Here is a 16,516-nt window from a genome sequence, read left to right as displayed (position 1 = left end):
GCCAATGCATGTCTCGTGCGGGTCGCAAAGCGGCGATCACCCCCTTGGTCAGCGGGGGCCATCAATAACGGCTTCGCTAACGATGATCACGGTCTCTATCACCGTGGTCACCCTCGTAGCCTCCGTGGCGATTACCTTCATAACCGCCACGGTGGTCACGTTCATAGCCACCCTGCCGGCCGTCGTGGTAGCCGTCGTCAGGAACCCACAGGCAACCGGCCAGCGAGGCCATCCATATCCCCAGGACCGTATAGATAAGGGCGCGCATGGCGGCCTCCTCGCGACTGCACTAAAGAGATTTGAGTTTGGTGACTTTCGTGCCCTCGAGCGTCACGCCTGCCATCAACCGACTGTTGGTGAGAACGAATGCCTCGATCGGCCCCGTCGCGGTCGAACTGTCGATGTTGCCGTTGGCACCCACTTTCAGGACGGCAACCGATGCGTCACCGCCTACAGACCACCCCTCGCTATTGCGAAATCGGTCCAGCGCCTCCTGTGTCATGAAGAGGAAGATGATTGCTTTCGATTGGGCGCCAATCTGCAACCCAATCGATGCCGTTGTCGTGCTGTAGTACCCGGTCGTCCCACCGCCCACGCGCAATACCCCCTCACCATATTGGCCGCCTATGCCGAATCCGGCGGCAATGACCGATGGGAACACCAGTACACCACGGGCCTTGCCGACCAGTTCGCGCGACCCGCTGGCGGCAGTATAGAGACGCGCAAGCGTCGAGTCGGCGGCTGTATCAATCGCGTGTCGCTTGTCGACTTGATGGGCGGCCGAGTCAGACGTTCCAGTCGTTGTGCAGCCGGGAGTCATGAGTCCGACGACTGCGGCAAGAGCCATCGCCGTCATTGTTAGGAAACGTTTTTCTCGCATCTTTGCCTCCATCGTGGAAGAGCCATCTTGAGCGTATGTCAATGCGGAGTGCGTTACGGTACGACAGCGTACGAAGATGCAGGGCCTGGTGAAAAGAGCCAGGGATGGCGATTCGCTGCGCGCGGGCGGAATCCGGTCCATCGCAGCTTGCGACGCGGTTCAGCCAATTTGCGTGGGTGATTGCGCCGCCCCTCTCGAGTTAGTCCACTACCGTACAGACGGCACTGCGTCTGCGGAGACATCATGCGGTTTCGTTGGGCAAGGTCTTGTTTTGGTATGCGCATCGCCGGGTAATGAAGTGGAAGTGGTCCGAGCGCGGCGCGTCAAGGCACGGCATCCCCCACGACCAACTGAGCGCCGAAAGCGCAGGAGCATTGCCATGAACAAGGATCAAGTGAAGGGCCGTCTTGAGGAAGCGAAGGGCAAGTTGACTGAAGCCGTTGGCAAGGTCACCGGAAAGGACGCCACGGCAGCGAAAGGAAAGGTCGAACAGATTGCCGGTAAGGCGCAGGCCGCGTATGGCGATGCCAAGGAAGCGTTCAAGAAGCAGCCGAAGCCTTGATGCCCGCGACCTGCGCAGCGCGTCAATGCAACACGGGAGCGATCATGCACAAAGTCACTACCACCGCACAGCACAGAAAGTCGGAGCCTGCTGCTTGCGGATGCATACCTGCCGCGGATGAAGGGCACACCTATCAATCCGCTGTGGACGCATCGCTTGAGATGACCTTTCCGGCGAGCGACCCAATCTCGCCGGGTGCGGCCATGTATGCGGAGCGTCAGCTCAGTACCTCGCTCGACAAGACAGATTGGAGCCTGGCTGTCGGTAGCAAGAGGCAGGCTTCCCGCGTCGAGCCCACTCCACGGCACAAGGGGAAACGCCGTGCGCATTGACGTATCCCCCCGCCGGCGCAGTCGCCGGTTCAATGGCTAATCACCTTATCTGGAGTCACACCATGAACATCAACGAATTGGACCACCAAAGCAGCGGACCGCGCGCTGCCATCGTCGGCAACGGTCAGCTGAAGGGCGCCGGCCCCGGCCCCGTCATCATGGCTGCCGACACACTCAACGGCGATCCGGTTCTTGGCCCGAGCGGTGAGAAGCTCGGCAAGATCGATCACATCATGCTGGATGTTCCCCGCGGGCAAATCGCCTATGCGGTGCTGTCATTCGGCGGTTTTCTAGGTGTCGGCACGAAGCTGTTCGCCGTGCCATGGTCTGCTCTGACGCTCGACACTGTACGCAAGAGCTTCGTGCTGGGCATCGACAAGAAGCAGTTGGAAGCCGCGCCGGGTTTTGATCAGAATCACTGGCCTAGCATGGCGGATACGCAATGGGCCACCAGCATCCATCAGTACTATGGCACGCCCCCGTACTGGGAGGGGAGCCGGAAAGAGGCCAAACTGGATTCCTGATGGGGTAGGCGTATGCCTGGTTAGAGCGCTTCGAGGTCTGGAAGCAGGCGATCGAACTCGCGCTTGACCACGGCATAGCATTCGCAGACGCGACGCTCGAGGCCGGGGCGGTCGAGGACTTCGATGGTTCCGTGGCTGTAACGGATCAATCCGGCGGTCTGCAGCTTCAACGCGGCTTCGGTGACACCGGACCTGCGCACCCCCAGCATGTTGGCAATCAGCTCCTGGGTCATGCGCAGCTCGTTGGAGGGCAGGCGGTCCAGGCTCAGGAGGAGCCAGCGACACAACTGCTGGTCGATCGAGTGGTGCCGGTTGCAGACGGCGGTCTGGGCCATCTGGGTAATGAGCGCCTGGGTGTAGCGCAACAACAGACGCTGCATGGCCCCGGCGCGGGCGAACTCTTGCTTGAGAATGCGGGCACTGAGGCGGTAAGCGCCGCCCGCACTCTGAACCACGGCACGGCTGGGGGTGGTTTCTCCGCCCATGAAGATGGCGATGCCGACCAAGCCCTCGTTGCCGACGATCGCGATCTCGCCCGAAGAGCCGTCTTCCATGACATAGAGTAGGGAGACGATGGACGTGACGGGAAAGTAGACGAATTCGGGGCGGTCGCCCGATTCATAAACGACGTGCCCGAGCGGCATGTCGACCCAGACAAGCTGCGGCGCGATGCTCTCCCATTCCGCTGGCGGCAGCACGGACAGCAGATGGTTCAGCTTCGGATTCGGTGGAGCCGTCATGGTCGCCTCCCTTCTAGTGGTGGTGTGGTATCCCAGTCGTCATTCCCGCGGCGCTGCTGGGCATGGCGGCGTCCGTGCATCAGCGTATCTCGTGGCCCAGGCCCTGCGCTGCCCAGGCGCGCGACAGCACAATCTTGAGCGCGGCGATGACGGGCACCGACAGGAAAATGCCTGCGACGCCGCCCAACTGCTCGCCTGCAAGCAACCCCACGATGACGAGGAGCGGACTGACCTTGACCCCTTCGCTCATCAGGTAGGGATTCAGCACGTAGTCCTGGAACAGACGGTAGACCACGATAAACCCGATCAGCCAGAATCAAGGCGCTGGGGCCTTTCCAGCGATTGCTCATCAGACGAAAGCGTCCATAAATCAGTATGGGGTCGCGCCCTTCGCCATCGATGGCACTGCATTTGCAGAAACAGCAGGGCCACTTCGAGCTGCCGCGAACGCCGGATGCCGCCTCGCACGGTTGCAAGGGTATACCGCTTATCTTTGATGGTGAAGTGTATGGTCAAGCCGCCCTCTGGGGAGGGCTAGATGTCGACCTCATAGCTACACTGCAGTACGCCAATCACACGGCTTAGTTCGGGTACGGCAATGAGTATCTCGCCGGACTGGATAGGGATCGGTGGCATCGCGGGTACCTCCAGTCGAATAATGTTAGCAAACGCTTCGCCTGAAGCAATGTGATGGAAATCCTTTGCGGGGAGTTGCTCGTTTGTTAGCTTCCTCGCCCTTTGGTTCTCAGGGAAGGTATATTCAACCCACGCCCAAAATCGCTATTGAAATATTCGGCGGTACGTGACAGTACGTTCCCTAATCAATGGCCTAATCCAAGCGTATTTGTGTCTACGGACCAATCCACCATGCGATAACAGGCGCGTTCTTGAGGGCAGAAACGGACGATAATGTAGAGCAATGAAGCGTGCCTTCGGTCATTCGTCCGAGGTGTCGTTTATCCTGCCAGATATACCTCAGACGGGCGCCGGATCGCCTACGATGAAATGCCCGCAAGCAATGCGGGCGGCAACGTCGTTGGCGTGAAGATGCGCGGCCAGCGTGTCCGCGTTGCGGTTGTTTTGCGCGGAGGCGATGCCGGTCCCGTGGTGGTCCACCAGGCTGTGGACATCCGCTGGCGCGGCCCATGTGGATAGCCTGATGGACAACCCGATGGACAGGCTGCGCCTGCCCACAGGTTGCCCACGAGGCTACCCACACTTGCCCACAGCAGCACCGGTGTGCGAGCCCACGTCACGAGCAATGTTTGATATTTTTAACCCCATTTCGAACCCCACCTGCGAGTGCTCGCGCCATGGCAATCTCTGCGGGTCCGCACGGACCTTGCACAGCGATGATTCGGGGCAATCCTCTCCGAGCGTCATCTCCCATGCCGAATCGCGTCGCCCCTCCCTCAGCGAGCCCAGTTCCACCGTGACGCTGCGCCGCCGCGCCGAGGCGATTACGTGGGTTCGGCTGCAGATCGCGCGCTACGGGCTGACGTATGCCGACCTGGCGGCGGCAGGCGCGTTCCCATCGCGGCAGCGAAACCAGCTGAAGGTGCGCTATCGCACCGCGGATGGCCAGACCTGGGACGGGGAGGGCGATATGCCCGACTGGCTCAAGCGGGCCGTCAATGCCGGCCAAAGTGCGGAGCATTTCCGGGCCGATACCTGAGTCATTGCCGGGTGCAGGGCGCCGGCTTGAACCGTCTTACCAAAGGTGCAGACGTGTTCAAGGCTGCGCCTTTTTCTTTGTGGCCATCGCGCGTTGACGTGGGCAGCTCTCTCGCCGTCCTCCTGTTGTACGGGATCTGCATCGAACTATTTCAATTTGATGTCATTTTGATGACAACTACGGCGATTTTCGGATTAAGCACTGTCTAGGCCAAAGATCACTCTTTCTAGTGATGTATGAAGGATTTGTGAAAGTTATGCTGGGGTAAAAGACAACAAGCGGGGTCTACGTGTTGATGGGCGCCGCATCAATCGGGTTCGTTATGAAATTCGCCATCCTCACCAGCAATCCTTCGAGCTTTGCGTACGTTGCGGCTTGCCTGCCAGCGGACGTGACGTGCGTGCGATTTGACGACGCTTTGGCGCTGTTGCGCGCCCGGCGCACCGAGGCCTTCGACTTGCTGATGATCGATGCACAGCTGTTCAGCACGGCCGGCCAGCTGGTTCTGTCCTGGCGTGACTGCAATGCCGACTTGCGCTGGCCAACGCTGGTGTTCGGCACCTTCACCGAACGCGCGGAAATGCTGCGTGTTTTTGACAGCGCTGTCGAAGACGTGATCACCGGCCACTTCACCGCAGAGGAGTTGAATGCCCGCGTTCAGCGCGTTCAGCGCAGCGCGGAACGCGGGACGCAGCAGGCCGAGTCCGCTACCCGTACCGTGGTCGGGCCGTACAGTCTGTGCCGGCTCACTCGGACGGTGACGTTACGCGGCACGCCCATCCGCTTGACCGCCCGCGAATTTGCCACGGCCTGGCTTTTGTTCTCGTCCCCTGGGGCGTTTCTGTCACGCCAGCAGATCGCTTCTGCAGTCTGGGGAACGGAGGCCAGTGTTGCCGAACGCTCGATCGAGCAGCACATCTACAAGCTGCGCAAGAAGCTGGGCTTCGGAGAGGCGACCGGAGTGGAGCTCAAGACGGTCTACTCGCGCGGCTATCAGTTGACTGTCCAGCAGATGAGCGAGCAATCGCGCAGTGCCGCCCCGCAACTCATGCTGGCGGCTTGACGCCGATCGCCGTCGCGCCAGGCACCTTGGCGTTCCTGACAGACGCGTGCGCGAGTCAGGTGTCCTTGCTACCGGACACGGGCTCCATGTCGAAATGCGCTGCCGCGTAGCTCGCATTACAACTCCACACCTCGGTGCCGTCGCGGTAGAAGATGCACCATCGACCGTCGCTCACGCAGAGTGCTTCAGTGAAAGCACGGCTGTGTTCGTTCATTGCGGCATGGACCATTTCCACTTCACGGCAAGTGGCTCGATAGGTGCCGGCGGCGAGTGGCGGGGGATATTCGGGCCTGCGTCTCACCATGCCCTGCATTCCTCGTACATCTGTTTCTCAAGAACCTGTATTGACCGAGCGCTGACGATATCACGCATATCGGTGCGGGCGTTCGCCTGCCCCCTAGCAGGAGAAGGGTAGGGAGCCTGTGGCCATCCGCTTCTCAGTCAGAGTTTGAGAAGCACACGCCATCGACAGGGAGCGGCGCGAGTGGCTGCTGAAGCTTTCCGCGCATTTGGAGAGGTGCGCGGCGCTGCCGAGCCGCTAGGCGCGGCGACTGGTGTTCTTCGGGGGCAGCAGGTCTGAAATCGGGCGACCCTCTGCCTACTCCTGCACCTCACGCAAAAGAGCCAGCCAACGCGACGCGCGGAGATCTTGCGCGGCTTGGGAAAGGCGTCTTCGCGCACCAGTTGCTGGACGCTCGTCTCAGAGAGGGATATCGCGGCCGCAACAGAATGAAGATCAAGATAGTTGATGGGTCTCATCGTTCGAGGCCCTCCGCCCGCATGAATGGCTCGGCAGCGAGCGTGCCGTACAGGTGCTGAGCTTGCCCAGCGGCATCCGTCATCACCTCATCGCTCGACCTCACTTGCGCATCGGCAAACGCTCCAAGGTCAGCGATGGTCTTGAGTAGCGCAGTCCGGTACTGCCCCATCGTTTGGAACATAGCTGCGAAGGCGTCATCTGCGACTAGTGTGCGCAGCTTGGCGAGCTTCGTTGAACCGGTCGGGAGATTGAACGCGCGTTCCTTCGGGATATCTACGGGCAACATCACAACGCCCCCCGCTTCGGCCGAACAGCGCCGTTGATCTTCTGCATACCCATCCGGCGCCCATCGCGGCGCGCGGCCTGCATGATTTCCTGACACGAGCGGTGCGTCTTGACGGCGCCGTCGAGATCTCGCGCGCAGGGGATGCTGACGCTTTCCCATACGACGACGCCTTTGATGCGCAGGCTGTAGCTGCAATGCAGCGAGCCGGGCAGGGGGCGGCGTTGCACGTCGTGCTTGCCGATGCGGATGGTGGCGGGGGTACGGTTCACTATGCGATGCATGGTTGGTCTCCGTTGCGGCTGGTCAGTCGTCGAAGTCGCCTGCAGCCAGTTTCTTGAGGTCGACCCACACGCGGCGGGTCGTGCGAATGCGCGGATGGGTGCGGGCGTGCGCGGATGCCTCGATGGCGGTGCGGACTGGGCCGGCGGCCAAGGCCTGCGCGTCGGTGCAGATGAGGCGGAGCTTGTTGCGCTCGGCGAGCACGGCCGCGTCTGCGATGGGGCGCGGAGGCATGTCAGCCTCCGAGCACCATTGCGGCATCGGGTGCGATGGCGCCGGCGAGGCCGAACGCGAAGAGCACTACGGCGAGGCCGAGGGCGGGGTGGTGGCTGAAGTAGCCGGACGCGAGGCGGTGGAGGGCGGAACGGCGCATCGTGTCCTCCTCATGCCTGGCGCTGGGCGACGGGCGTGGGCTCTGTCTCGGAAGTTTCGTCGAGATGGAGGATGAATGCGTGGAGCAGCAATACGGACGTCAGTGTGACTAATCGTATAGATTATTACGGTCGTAGGAATCCAAACTTCTTTCGCATTGCTATAGCTGGGCCGTACCCTTGATTTGCTGAATCATTGGCCCACGCGAGCGCATGATCGATCCATTCCGGTCGATCTGCTCTGATGTTCTTATCTATATAAGAAAGGGTAGCGGAGTCAATCGGATGCTTATCAAATATCGAATCGATAATCAGTTTCGCAAGAAAATACTCTGATTCCATGTCCCCGCCCTTTGCCAGAGTCCCTAGTTCCTGTATTGCCAATGGGTAGGCTCTTGCCACGGCAAGGCAATTCTGAGGGCGCTGGAAGCCAGCCGCCTGCGGGCCAAAACAGTCTTTCTGCTTACCAATCAGGTTGGATAAAGCTAGGCCTTTACGCTTATCGAGCAGGGCATCGCTTACCAATTGTTTTGATGCATCTACGTCTGGCTGCGCGTCAGCGCTCTGCTGATCAATCGATTTGGCACAATGTGAAACCGCACCGGCAACGTCTTTGTTCGAAGTGGGAGCGTCTGAGCACGGGATAGAAGCGTTGGTGGCCCGGAATGGGCGAACTTCCTGCGGTACAGCCGTCTGCGCTGGTGCAGCGTCCGTTTCGCCTTCTCCATTTTCTACGTATATGTAAATCGAGAACGAAAAAAATGAGAGTAAAACTAGCATGGAAAGCGTGAACTCAAGTCTTCGCATGATGTAGTTAAAAAAGAGGGAGTCGAATGGGAACGCGTCTCCCTCAAAACGGGTAGTACTCTTTGAGATTAAAAATTAGTGATAATTTGCGGTATCAATATTCTTTGCGTTGATTGTCCAGGTCCCAACTAGCACAGCGTCTCCTCGTCCGTTGACGCTGAGCTTCTCGACCGTAACGTTGCCATTGGCATCTTGTTGAAGCGGTTTAAGGTAAATCCGTGTTCGATATAAACTTGATGCCGATGGGCAGGTAATTGATACACTTTGCTCTACTGCATTTGAAGTCGCATCGCACCGAGAAATGAAGCCGTTATATATAGAGTCGAGCATTGAGGAGTAATCGGCCGGTGTGGTTGGCTGAGTTTTGTAACCTGGATAGGGATCAATCGCAAGTGAGTGAATTGGATTAACAGTGGATGTGCTTAGGGCTGGAAATGTTGTGCTGTCGTACAGAGCAAGTTTTGCTTTGGCATTGTTGTAGTTCAATAAGTAAGATTGTGATGAACTAAGGTTTTGCTGAGCATCATTGCAGTAAGTTAAGTTTTGTGTTTGTCTGCAATAATTGGTGTCGTAATTATAATTATATACATAAGTATTATAATTATTTGCGTCGTCATTTAGCTTCTGGAGAAGTTGTCTCCTGAGCGCAGTCGTAGCATTAAAGTGCGGTGCTATCGCTATTTGCGTTGCATATCCCCAAACTGGAGTCATTAAAACGCCAAATGCTTGGGACGCCGCGTACGCTGTCCAAGCTGCTGCACTCGTGGTAAATTTTTTATTATTAATTAAATATCCTTTTAAATACTCTTGCATTGTGTATCTTGCAAAATCTGTAACAAGAGTGAGTGAAGCGGCGGATAGCGCAATCACATACTTTCCATCTTTCGTGATTGTGTAGGGGACGCTTGTTCCAATTGCGGTTGTTATCCCAACTTTCGCGATTGCCAATCCCGATGCTAATGTATCTCGTTGTGCACCACCAAAATCGAGAGTATAAGGTTGGGTGCCAATGTTCTTGGCAGCGGACTGAGCCGCGGCGGCGAACAACGAGTTACTGGTTGTCGAGACTGCGTTGGCGAGCGCGGTGGCAAAATCGGTGTTCACTTCTTCGTCGAGAGTCAAGGTCGTTGACCCATCTGATGCTATGACAGATGCATCGGGTTGCGGTAGATACGTATCTCCGTGCCACGTCACGAAAGAGGGATCTTGCTGAATTGCGACTGCAATTTGTTGCGGATCCATGATGTTATTCAGCAGCGTCGTGACGTGATTGTTATTGGTCTGTGCGCTAACGGATAGTGGAATGGCGAATAAAAATGGAAAAATGAGACGAATTTTATGATTTGCCAATTTGTGGAAATTAAATGATTTCATGGTCGTATAATCAGGTTGTGTGATTGACTGCGGTCGCAGTCTGGAGCGCTCGCTTATGTAAAAATCCGATTACTAATGCGGCCCCGCTCATTTGTGAGCTATTTGTTTGCTGAAAGAATTTCAGAAATTTCAGCTACCCGTTTTCCTAGTAGCATTGCGGTTTCCAGATCACCAGCTCGGGGAGCTTCATCTGGTGATGCATCGGAAGGTGACACGGCTAGCGCCCCACCAAATCCGCCTGTCCAATTGACGTCATTGGGTCCGCTTGATTTCTTGTTTGCGGGCATGAGTCCCGTCCCGACCCAAATTTGGCCGTGTTGTTGCGAAAGGGTCCAGAAGTACTCGATAGTCGAGAACTTGTCGCCGTTGAGTGAACCTGAATTTGTGAAGCCGCCGGCGATCTTGTTCTTCCACGCTTGGGCGAACCACGGCTTGGACGATGTATCCGCAAATTTCTTGAACTGCCAGGCGGGGCCGCCCATATAGGTTGGGCTGCCGTAGATAATTGCATCGGCGCTGGACATTTCTTCCCAGGCACCGGGGGCAAGCTCACCATGTTGATCGATCGGGAAGAGCTTGGCCTCACCAATTTGAGACGCGCCTTCCAGTACGGCGCTAGCCTGTCTTGCCGTATGGCCGTGGCCACTAAAGAAGACGATAGCAATCTTGGTCATGTTTTTTATCCTGTTTGGTGGTGTGTAATCGGAGTCTTAATTGATGTTGTTTCGACTCGAGAATTACATCTTCACGCCAATCTGATTCATTAGCGTGCTGTTATCCCAGAAGAGATATTCCTCGTCCATGTGGCCTTGTTTGTTCCAGTGTCCGAGTGTTGCGACCGGGAGGTGGTAAGCCTTGCCAGTCGGCTGAATCAAGTTTCCGCCGCCCATGTCCATCGGCTTGGTGAAGGTGCCGTCGAGGTATCCCATCACCGCGGTCCATTGTCCGTCCGCAGTTCCAAACCTGATGTGGTGCTCCGTGATTCGATTGTCGGGGGCGAACGTCCACATGAACGTCAACTCTTTGATGTGGTCTGGAATGCCTTTTGTCGTATGGCCGTCCGGATAGTGAACGACGATATTCTCAGCATGGCTCTTATGTAGTTCGAGCCATTTTTGGTTGGTGTAGACGCGAAAATCGAGGTCGTCGAAATTGGCAAGATTGGCTGCCAGAGCTGCCGGCATACCGGGGATCTTCGACAGGGACGAATTGACGGTGGTCGGTGGCCAAGCATCTGTCTGGGCGAATGCCGATGCCCCGCTCAACAACAGGATTGCGACGATGCCGGCACGAATTTGAAAGCTGGTTTTCCGCTGCATACTTTCCTCGTTTGTATTTGAAGACAGTGGAGTTACTTCGGCCAGTGCGTATCGCCCATCACGACGTGAGCACCCAGCTCGAGCCAAGATTCAGTCGCCGAGAGGTTGGGATAGGCTGACTTCATCGACTGAATAAGGTTGGTGGTGTCAGTAGCGCGGGGCAGTTGGTGGTTGAACACCGTCAGATAGCGGGCAGTGAAGTCGACTGCGCGCAGCCCTTCGGGCGCGTCGCCAAGGTAATGGCCGGGCACGACGCGCACTGGATGCAATGACTCGATGTGTCCCAGAATCTGCTGCCAGTCTTCGCGCGCTGCGGGTGTCTGCGTATCGGCCACCCAAACGTGGGTGCCACTGAACACCACCGAGCCGCCAACTACCGTTCGAAGGTCAGGGATCCACACGAAGGTTCGCTCGGGTGCCGGGCCATGCAACCCTTCGATCAATAGTGGATGCCCATCTACCTGCAGGCGATCGCCCTTGAGCACTTCTGGAAGGATCAGGTCGCCCGGTGCATTCGCTTTGAGGATGGGCCCCCAGTAGGCCTTCTTGCCGGCCATCAGGAGCGACATGGCCTTAACGGTGGGCTCCGTAGCTACGATGCGTGCCGAGGGGAATGCTTCGTGAAGGACGGGGAGTCCGAAGTAGTAGTCTGGATCGCTATGGCTGACGTAGATCGTTGTCAGCGTCTTGTGCGTCGCACGAATTTGATCGACGAGCTTCTGCGCATCGTCGCGCTGGAATTGAGCGTCAATCAGGATCGCCTCGTGCGGCCCCGAGACGATCTCTGAGGACACCGGGAAGACGGACTTTGCACCTGGGTTGTAGACCTCCAAATGAAGCGCGTCTTGGCGAGTTGGCGCGGCATGACAGACGACGGCAGAGAGACTGAGTAAAGCACCAGCAACAGCAGTTAAAAAAGAACGCATGAAAACCCCCAATGGATTGTTGGACCTCGGACTCTGGCCGTCTGGCGCTCAGAGCACATCGGATCGTACGCACGTTGGGGTCTGCAAAGAATTCCAAATCAGTTCACAATTAGTTTTCCAAAGTGATGCAATGTATGTTTGGTGCTACAAAGATTTCAGTTCACAATTTGCGTACCGAATTGATGCAATGTTTGTCGCATGGACTACCTGACTGCCGCACGTGTATTTGTCACTATTCATTCGCGTGGGAGCCTAGCTGCTGCCGCTGAGTCTCTGGAAATTTCCAGGCCCATGGTGAGTCGGTATTTAGCGATTGTGGAGAAGTGGGCAGGTGCTCGGCTTTATCACCGGACTACGCGGCGGATAAGCCTGACCGCAGCCGGGGAGGCTGCTTTGACTCACTGTCGTGCGCTGATCGAAATCGCAGATCGGATCCCCTTGGTTGCTGACCAAGTGGTGGCCGAGCCTAGAGGGCTCCTGCGCATTGCATGTTCCCAGCCATTGGCGCAGTCCCTCTTGGCGAGGGCGGTCAACGAGTACCTCCTTCGGCACCCACAGGTCACCATCGACCTGCAGATACTGAATCGCACTGTGGATCTCGTTGCCGAGCGAATAGACGTGGCCGTTCGCATTTGCAACGAGATTGATCCCATGCTGATCGCGAAGCGCCTCGGAACATGCGAATCCGTGGTCTGTGCGAGCGCTGGCTATCTGATGAAGCGGGGCGTTCCCGAAGTGCCGGAGGATTTGGCCAACCACAACTGCTTGACCTACTCCCACTTCGGGCGAACAAGCTGGCAGTTTGAAAAGGACGGCTCGATGCATGTGGTCGCCGTCAATGGCAACCTGACCGGTGATGACTCAGTGACACTGCTGCATGCGACGCTTGCGGGATCGGGCATTGCAATGCAGCCGGCGATGTCGGCGCTGCCTCTTATCAGGTCGGGGGATCTGGTTCAATTGCTTGCAGACTACCGGCCGCAACCGCTGGGCATCTACGCGATATACACGTCCCGATCGTACATTTCAGCGTCGATGCGCACGATGCTGGACTTCCTGTCAGAGTGGTTCCAGCGCGAACTTGCGGCGTTCGCAAACCGTTCTTGATTGTGACATCCGCGCGTCTGCCGCGGTTCTGTTCTACACGGTGCGGCAGACCCGATGACTAGTGGTAGAACGGGCAACGCGCGCGGCGCGTCCACACCGCTACTTCGCTGAAGTTCGCTCCTGTGCTAGCGACAGGTTCTTGAACGTGTCCTCTATGCCGATATGGTAGTCCTGGCCTTCTGCTGCTGGCGTCACTTCAAACTCTACAGCGTCGCCGACCCTCGTGACGTGAATGAGCGACGTCGGGCGCAATCCGTGCCTTGCTCCAATCCTGAAAGAATGAGCGTGACCGTCCAGCATCAATTCGTACGTTAGTGATGAAGCGCTAACTACAAGAAATGGCCCAATTCTTCTGACAGTGCCAGAGACAAGCTTTCGTGTGTCGCGTTTTTTCGCTCCGAACATAAGATGTCTCTAAAGTATTGGGGTAGAAATCTAGAGATGAGTGGATAAATTTGTTGCAGGCGTCTCAACTAGAAGCGTTGTAAATAAGGTAGTCAAGAAAAACTATCTAATGAACTCAATTCGAATTTGAATTGAGTCGGAATTGAGTTGATTTTTAATTCTGCAATTAGTTTAAGTACCGATGCGGTGTGTGTAATACGGTTGCAGTTTGTTCTCAAGAATCGCGTCAATAGAGTCCAGATCTCGGGCGTCTGGGTTTAACCACGCATCAATGTTCTCTGGCTTGATCGGAGTCGGGCAGCGGTCGTGCCCGGCCTCGGCAATCTCCGGCGGCGGATCGTCGGTGATGATGGCGAACGACAGCAGATCCTTTTCGCCGGGCTTGGTCGCGCGCCAGTGTGACCACACGCAGGCGACGAGCAGCGTCTGCGGCGGGTCGGGGCGGAATTCGAGCACGACGTTTGTGCCGTCTGGCCCGGTCAGGTTCTCATAGAATGCGTCGACGAGGACTAAGCCGTGTGTGTGGCCGTACTGGCCTTTCCAGAAGCCGCGCAGGTTGTCGCGGCGGGCGTTGTAGGTGCCGGGATACTGCTCGTCGTAGAAGGCCGGTTTGCCGGCGGCGCTGCGCCGTGCCCTGCTTGGCGAAGCGTCCATCGCCTCCGACTCGGCGGTGGCTGAATTCGTCGGGCGCGATGCCTATCTCGCCGCAGGTGGGCACGAACAGGTTAATCTGTTCGCTGAACACGGTGCGTACTGGGCGGACGGTGCCTTGGCCCACCAGTTGGCGGAAGAACTACTGGCACAGCAAGCGGAGACGATCCGTGCGGAAGAGGGCTGGGCTTGGGCTGTCGCACTGGTGCAGCCCGACTATGCCACGCTGAATGCCTACGGTCGTGCGCCGCGGATGTTGCGCGAGCCGACCGAGGCTGAGCAGGCTGCGATGGATGCCTTGGACCAGCGCCAAGAGGCCATCGAAGCGCAGATGGAGGCGCTGGAGTTGTCCGATGACGAGGGGGCTGACGAGGCCTATCAGCGCTTGTCGGATGAACTGGAGGGCATCTACACGGAGCGCAACGAGCGCGAAGCCGCGTTGGAGACGGTCGCGGACAAGACCCATGCCGGCGTCATCGTTGCACTGCGCGACCAAGGCGTGGAGGTGATTCGAGGTGCGATCCGCCCGGAAGACCGCAAGGCTGCTGTCAAGGCCGCTCGCGCGCAGGCGCGCGGCGCAGCAGCCGTGTCCGGAAGCGGCATTAAATCGCCTGCCCGCGATGCCCAAGAAACTGGTGCGCGCGCTGACCGCGCAGCGCACGGCTGCCTTGCAAGCCATGCTGATGGAGAACCACCATGTGGCGCTCGCAGCGTTGGCGCACACGATGGTGACGGATCTGGCGCGCGAGGTGTACTACCGGAGCGGCGAGGGCGGCATCAAGGTGTCGGCCAAGAACGTAGCGTACGACTTGCATGCCGCCGATGCGGCGCTCGAAGACTCGCGGGCATGGCAGCAGATCAATGCGGCGCGGGCAGAGTGGGGCGAGCGCTTGCCGGGCGAACCAGATGCGCTGTGGGAACACCTGTTGGCGATGCCGCAGGAAGAGTTGATCGCGCTGCTGGCCCACTGCACGGCGCTCACCGTTGATGGCATCCAATCCCGCAGTGGCGAGCATTGCACCGATGCACTCGCGCGAGCCGTCAATCTGGACATGGCGGACTGGTGGAGCGCGACGCCCGATGGCTACTTGTGCCAGGTGCGCAAGACCGATGTGCTGCAAGCGGTCAGTGAGGCGGTTTCGCCAGCGGAAGCCGTGCCGCTCGCGGCCATGAAGAAAGGGCCGATGGTGGAGGCTGCAGGGCGCTTGCTGGAGGGCAAACGCTGGGTGCCGCCGCTGCTGCGTCAGCACGCCGCCTGACAAAAAAAATCCCAGCCATGCAGGCTGGGCGAGGTATGAGTTGCGAGCGGGTGAGTCGCCCGCTCGCAGGCAGCAGTGTAGTGGTCCACGCTGTTGCCTGCAATGCCTTCTTCCGCGGCGGGCCGTGTGCCCGCCGTCTTGCCTGACCATTGCCGTGGGCCTCTGCGCTGTGTCGTGTCGCGCATCCCACCGCTTACGTGGATTCCAGTGCGGGCCAAGGCCCGCAATAGGCGCTCGCCGCGCGGCGTCTGCCAGTGGTGTCGCCGCGCACTACCGCCGTTCCCCTGAGTTCCCCGCCCTGTTGTGGACCGTAGGCGACGCTTGCCACGTCGCAAGGGTTCGCTTCGCCGCGTACTCGCCCGTTCGGTGCTCGCCCCAAGGGGCTGTGCTCCGCATGCGGCCTCCGTGCGCGCCCTTGCGGCGTGGCAAGCGTCGCCTCCTTTGTCCACAGGGCGAGGAACTCAGGGGAACGGCGGCAGCGCTGACAGGCCGCAACACCACCTGACAAACCTGCCCTGGAGAGGGCTCCAAATCTAGGGGCCCGGTAGCTAACAAACCATATGAGTACGAAACATGAGTCAACACTATTTTGAAACGACTTACCTGAATCGTCCCGTGCGCGTGATGATCGGCTGGGATCGCCCCGTGCAGCAGTATCTGCTGACGGTCGAGTATCTGGACGCCGACCGCTACGTCTACACGAACCTGCAGGAGCGCAAGCCGTATGCGTTCGATCTGGACGATTACCGCGCCAAGCTGGAAACGCTGGGCATCGACGTTCCGGCCTCCATGTTCGCGCAGGCGCAGAAGGACCGCGCAGGCAACATGGGCGAGCGCTACGTCTATCACAAGGCGGACGGCACCTATACCGAGCATTTTTTAGGTGCGGCCCCCGCAGGTGTCGAGCAGCGCCGTGGCTCGCCCTTCAAGCTGGGCGACGTGGCGATGACCACAGGATGCTATGACTTCATGAAGGAGCGTGGCCTGTTGCCGGTCGTGCCCGCCATGCTGGTTGCGCGCCACGCCATGGGCGACTGGGGCGACATGTGCGAAGAGGATTGCAACAGCAACACCCGCGCGCTGGAAGAGGGCGGACGCCTCATGTCGAGCTACATGGTCGGCAGTCGCAAGGTATGGGTCATCACCGAAGCTGATCGCAGCGTGACGACGTTGCTGTTCCCGGACGAGTACTAAGC

The 16,516-nt window shown here is 58.3% G+C and carries 20 protein-coding genes and 2 pseudogenes; 7 read left to right on the top strand and 15 right to left on the bottom strand.

Going from position 1 to position 16,516, the window contains the following annotated elements:
• Nucleotides 1-289: 289 nt before the first annotated feature.
• Nucleotides 290-880, bottom strand: a complete 591-nt coding sequence (locus M1D44_RS25730) for a BPSL1445 family SYLF domain-containing lipoprotein (RefSeq protein WP_439004803.1) — start codon at nt 878-880, stop codon at nt 290-292.
• A 379-nt stretch (nt 881-1,259) separates the two neighbouring features.
• Between M1D44_RS25730 and M1D44_RS25725 the strand changes: the two genes are divergently transcribed.
• Together M1D44_RS25725 and M1D44_RS25720 are read left to right on the top strand one after the other, a co-directional pair.
• Entirely contained in the window at nt 1,260-1,442 is a 183-nt protein-coding gene (locus M1D44_RS25725) for a CsbD family protein (protein WP_045204854.1), read from the top strand.
• A 394-nt stretch (nt 1,443-1,836) separates the two neighbouring features.
• Nucleotides 1,837-2,298, top strand: coding sequence for a PRC-barrel domain-containing protein (locus M1D44_RS25720; RefSeq protein ID WP_021197630.1), 462 nt, complete (start codon nt 1,837-1,839; stop codon nt 2,296-2,298).
• Between the two features lie 20 nt (nt 2,299-2,318).
• Here the strand turns inward: M1D44_RS25720 and M1D44_RS25715 are convergent, their stop codons facing one another.
• Nucleotides 2,319-3,038 (bottom strand): Crp/Fnr family transcriptional regulator, encoded by a 720-nt coding sequence (locus M1D44_RS25715; RefSeq protein WP_021197631.1) that lies wholly within the window; start codon nt 3,036-3,038, stop codon nt 2,319-2,321.
• Between the two features lie 79 nt (nt 3,039-3,117).
• Nucleotides 3,118-3,351 (bottom strand): annotated as a pseudogene (locus M1D44_RS25710) (AI-2E family transporter); the annotation flags it as partial.
• A gap of 1,119 nt (nt 3,352-4,470) precedes the next feature.
• On the opposite strand from M1D44_RS25710, the gene M1D44_RS25705 reads away from it, so the two are divergent.
• Together M1D44_RS25705 and M1D44_RS25700 are read left to right on the top strand one after the other, a co-directional pair.
• Nucleotides 4,471-4,713, top strand: a complete 243-nt coding sequence (locus M1D44_RS25705; RefSeq protein ID WP_045204856.1) for an H-NS family nucleoid-associated regulatory protein — start codon at nt 4,471-4,473, stop codon at nt 4,711-4,713.
• Between the two features lie 400 nt (nt 4,714-5,113).
• Nucleotides 5,114-5,776 carry a winged helix-turn-helix domain-containing protein gene (locus tag M1D44_RS25700; protein ID WP_439004802.1) on the top strand — a complete coding sequence of 221 codons (663 nt, stop codon included), beginning with the start codon at nt 5,114-5,116 and terminating at the stop codon, nt 5,774-5,776.
• Nucleotides 5,777-5,831: 55 nt separating this feature from the next.
• On the opposite strand, the gene M1D44_RS25695 is transcribed toward M1D44_RS25700, so the two are convergent.
• The 11 genes from M1D44_RS25695 to M1D44_RS25645 form a co-directional block, all read right to left on the bottom strand.
• The gene (locus tag M1D44_RS25695; RefSeq protein ID WP_439004801.1) at nt 5,832-5,990 is read right to left on the bottom strand and encodes a hypothetical protein; all 159 of its coding nucleotides are present in this window, start codon (nt 5,988-5,990) and stop codon (nt 5,832-5,834) included.
• 227 nt (nt 5,991-6,217) lie between these two features.
• Nucleotides 6,218-6,535, bottom strand: coding sequence for a helix-turn-helix transcriptional regulator (locus M1D44_RS25690; RefSeq protein WP_439004800.1), 318 nt, complete (start codon nt 6,533-6,535; stop codon nt 6,218-6,220).
• Complete coding sequence (locus M1D44_RS25685; protein ID WP_045204859.1) at nt 6,532-6,822, bottom strand: hypothetical protein; 291 nt, start codon at nt 6,820-6,822, stop codon at nt 6,532-6,534. The genes M1D44_RS25690 and M1D44_RS25685 overlap by 4 nt, the downstream gene beginning before the upstream one ends.
• Nucleotides 6,822-7,103 carry a hypothetical protein gene (locus M1D44_RS25680; protein WP_045204860.1) on the bottom strand — a complete coding sequence of 94 codons (282 nt, stop codon included), beginning with the start codon at nt 7,101-7,103 and terminating at the stop codon, nt 6,822-6,824. The genes M1D44_RS25685 and M1D44_RS25680 overlap by 1 nt, the downstream gene beginning before the upstream one ends.
• 22 nt (nt 7,104-7,125) lie before the next feature.
• A complete protein-coding gene (locus tag M1D44_RS25675) occupies nt 7,126-7,335 on the bottom strand; it encodes a hypothetical protein (protein ID WP_045203160.1) in 210 nt (69 codons plus the stop codon).
• Nucleotide 7,336: 1 nt separating this feature from the next.
• Complete coding sequence (locus M1D44_RS25670; protein ID WP_316897819.1) at nt 7,337-7,474, bottom strand: hypothetical protein; 138 nt, start codon at nt 7,472-7,474, stop codon at nt 7,337-7,339.
• A gap of 124 nt (nt 7,475-7,598) precedes the next feature.
• Nucleotides 7,599-8,252 carry a hypothetical protein gene (locus M1D44_RS25665; RefSeq protein WP_461241631.1) on the bottom strand — a complete coding sequence of 218 codons (654 nt, stop codon included), beginning with the start codon at nt 8,250-8,252 and terminating at the stop codon, nt 7,599-7,601.
• A 102-nt stretch (nt 8,253-8,354) separates the two neighbouring features.
• Complete coding sequence (locus tag M1D44_RS25660) at nt 8,355-9,653, bottom strand: hypothetical protein (protein ID WP_439004798.1); 1,299 nt, start codon at nt 9,651-9,653, stop codon at nt 8,355-8,357.
• 98 nt (nt 9,654-9,751) lie between these two features.
• Nucleotides 9,752-10,327, bottom strand: coding sequence for a flavodoxin family protein (locus tag M1D44_RS25655; RefSeq protein ID WP_045204861.1), 576 nt, complete (start codon nt 10,325-10,327; stop codon nt 9,752-9,754).
• Nucleotides 10,328-10,390: 63 nt separating this feature from the next.
• Nucleotides 10,391-10,972 (bottom strand): ester cyclase, encoded by a 582-nt coding sequence (locus M1D44_RS25650; protein WP_045204862.1) that lies wholly within the window; start codon nt 10,970-10,972, stop codon nt 10,391-10,393.
• A 32-nt stretch (nt 10,973-11,004) separates the two neighbouring features.
• Nucleotides 11,005-11,898, bottom strand: a complete 894-nt coding sequence (locus tag M1D44_RS25645) for an MBL fold metallo-hydrolase (RefSeq protein WP_439004797.1) — start codon at nt 11,896-11,898, stop codon at nt 11,005-11,007.
• A 198-nt stretch (nt 11,899-12,096) separates the two neighbouring features.
• Here M1D44_RS25645 and M1D44_RS25640 point away from each other — a divergent pair, with 198 nt between their 5' ends.
• Nucleotides 12,097-13,005: a LysR family transcriptional regulator gene (locus tag M1D44_RS25640; RefSeq protein ID WP_045204863.1), complete on the top strand. Its 909-nt coding sequence runs from the start codon at nt 12,097-12,099 to the stop codon at nt 13,003-13,005.
• Between the two features lie 576 nt (nt 13,006-13,581).
• Here the strand turns inward: M1D44_RS25640 and M1D44_RS25635 are convergent.
• Nucleotides 13,582-14,052, bottom strand: a pseudogene (locus M1D44_RS25635) (SOS response-associated peptidase family protein); the annotation flags it as partial.
• 629 nt (nt 14,053-14,681) lie between these two features.
• Between M1D44_RS25635 and M1D44_RS25630 the strand changes: the two are divergent.
• Nucleotides 14,682-15,320, top strand: coding sequence for a hypothetical protein (locus tag M1D44_RS25630; RefSeq protein ID WP_439004796.1), 639 nt, complete (start codon nt 14,682-14,684; stop codon nt 15,318-15,320).
• A 573-nt stretch (nt 15,321-15,893) separates the two neighbouring features.
• Nucleotides 15,894-16,514 carry a hypothetical protein gene (locus M1D44_RS25625; RefSeq protein ID WP_052672819.1) on the top strand — a complete coding sequence of 207 codons (621 nt, stop codon included), beginning with the start codon at nt 15,894-15,896 and terminating at the stop codon, nt 16,512-16,514.
• The last annotated feature ends 2 nt before the right edge of the window (nt 16,515-16,516 follow it).

The organism is Ralstonia sp. SA306, from assembly GCF_054792405.1.
The sequence above is the reverse complement of the archived record's forward strand: the minus strand, read 5'-3'. Positions and strand labels throughout refer to the sequence as shown.

Coding starts and splice junctions, on each gene's coding strand:
- M1D44_RS25675 (WP_045203160.1), bottom strand. CDS start 7,335: ATGCCTCCGCGCCCCATCGCAGACGCGGCCGTGCTCGCCGAGCGCAAC.
- M1D44_RS25680 (WP_045204860.1), bottom strand. CDS start 7,103: ATGCATCGCATAGTGAACCGTACCCCCGCCACCATCCGCATCGGCAAG.
- M1D44_RS25640 (WP_045204863.1), top strand. CDS start 12,097: ATGGACTACCTGACTGCCGCACGTGTATTTGTCACTATTCATTCGCGT.
- M1D44_RS25630 (WP_439004796.1), top strand. CDS start 14,682: ATGCCCAAGAAACTGGTGCGCGCGCTGACCGCGCAGCGCACGGCTGCC.
- M1D44_RS25730 (WP_439004803.1), bottom strand. CDS start 880: ATGCGAGAAAAACGTTTCCTAACAATGACGGCGATGGCTCTTGCCGCA.
- M1D44_RS25690 (WP_439004800.1), bottom strand. CDS start 6,535: ATGAGACCCATCAACTATCTTGATCTTCATTCTGTTGCGGCCGCGATA.
- M1D44_RS25645 (WP_439004797.1), bottom strand. CDS start 11,898: ATGCGTTCTTTTTTAACTGCTGTTGCTGGTGCTTTACTCAGTCTCTCT.
- M1D44_RS25685 (WP_045204859.1), bottom strand. CDS start 6,822: ATGTTGCCCGTAGATATCCCGAAGGAACGCGCGTTCAATCTCCCGACC.
- M1D44_RS25650 (WP_045204862.1), bottom strand. CDS start 10,972: ATGCAGCGGAAAACCAGCTTTCAAATTCGTGCCGGCATCGTCGCAATC.
- M1D44_RS25665 (WP_461241631.1), bottom strand. CDS start 8,252: ATGCTAGTTTTACTCTCATTTTTTTCGTTCTCGATTTACATATACGTA.
- M1D44_RS25625 (WP_052672819.1), top strand. CDS start 15,894: ATGAGTCAACACTATTTTGAAACGACTTACCTGAATCGTCCCGTGCGC.
- M1D44_RS25660 (WP_439004798.1), bottom strand. CDS start 9,653: ATGAAATCATTTAATTTCCACAAATTGGCAAATCATAAAATTCGTCTC.
- M1D44_RS25715 (WP_021197631.1), bottom strand. CDS start 3,038: ATGACGGCTCCACCGAATCCGAAGCTGAACCATCTGCTGTCCGTGCTG.
- M1D44_RS25720 (WP_021197630.1), top strand. CDS start 1,837: ATGAACATCAACGAATTGGACCACCAAAGCAGCGGACCGCGCGCTGCC.
- M1D44_RS25670 (WP_316897819.1), bottom strand. CDS start 7,474: ATGCGCCGTTCCGCCCTCCACCGCCTCGCGTCCGGCTACTTCAGCCAC.
- M1D44_RS25655 (WP_045204861.1), bottom strand. CDS start 10,327: ATGACCAAGATTGCTATCGTCTTCTTTAGTGGCCACGGCCATACGGCA.
- M1D44_RS25725 (WP_045204854.1), top strand. CDS start 1,260: ATGAACAAGGATCAAGTGAAGGGCCGTCTTGAGGAAGCGAAGGGCAAG.
- M1D44_RS25695 (WP_439004801.1), bottom strand. CDS start 5,990: ATGAACGAACACAGCCGTGCTTTCACTGAAGCACTCTGCGTGAGCGAC.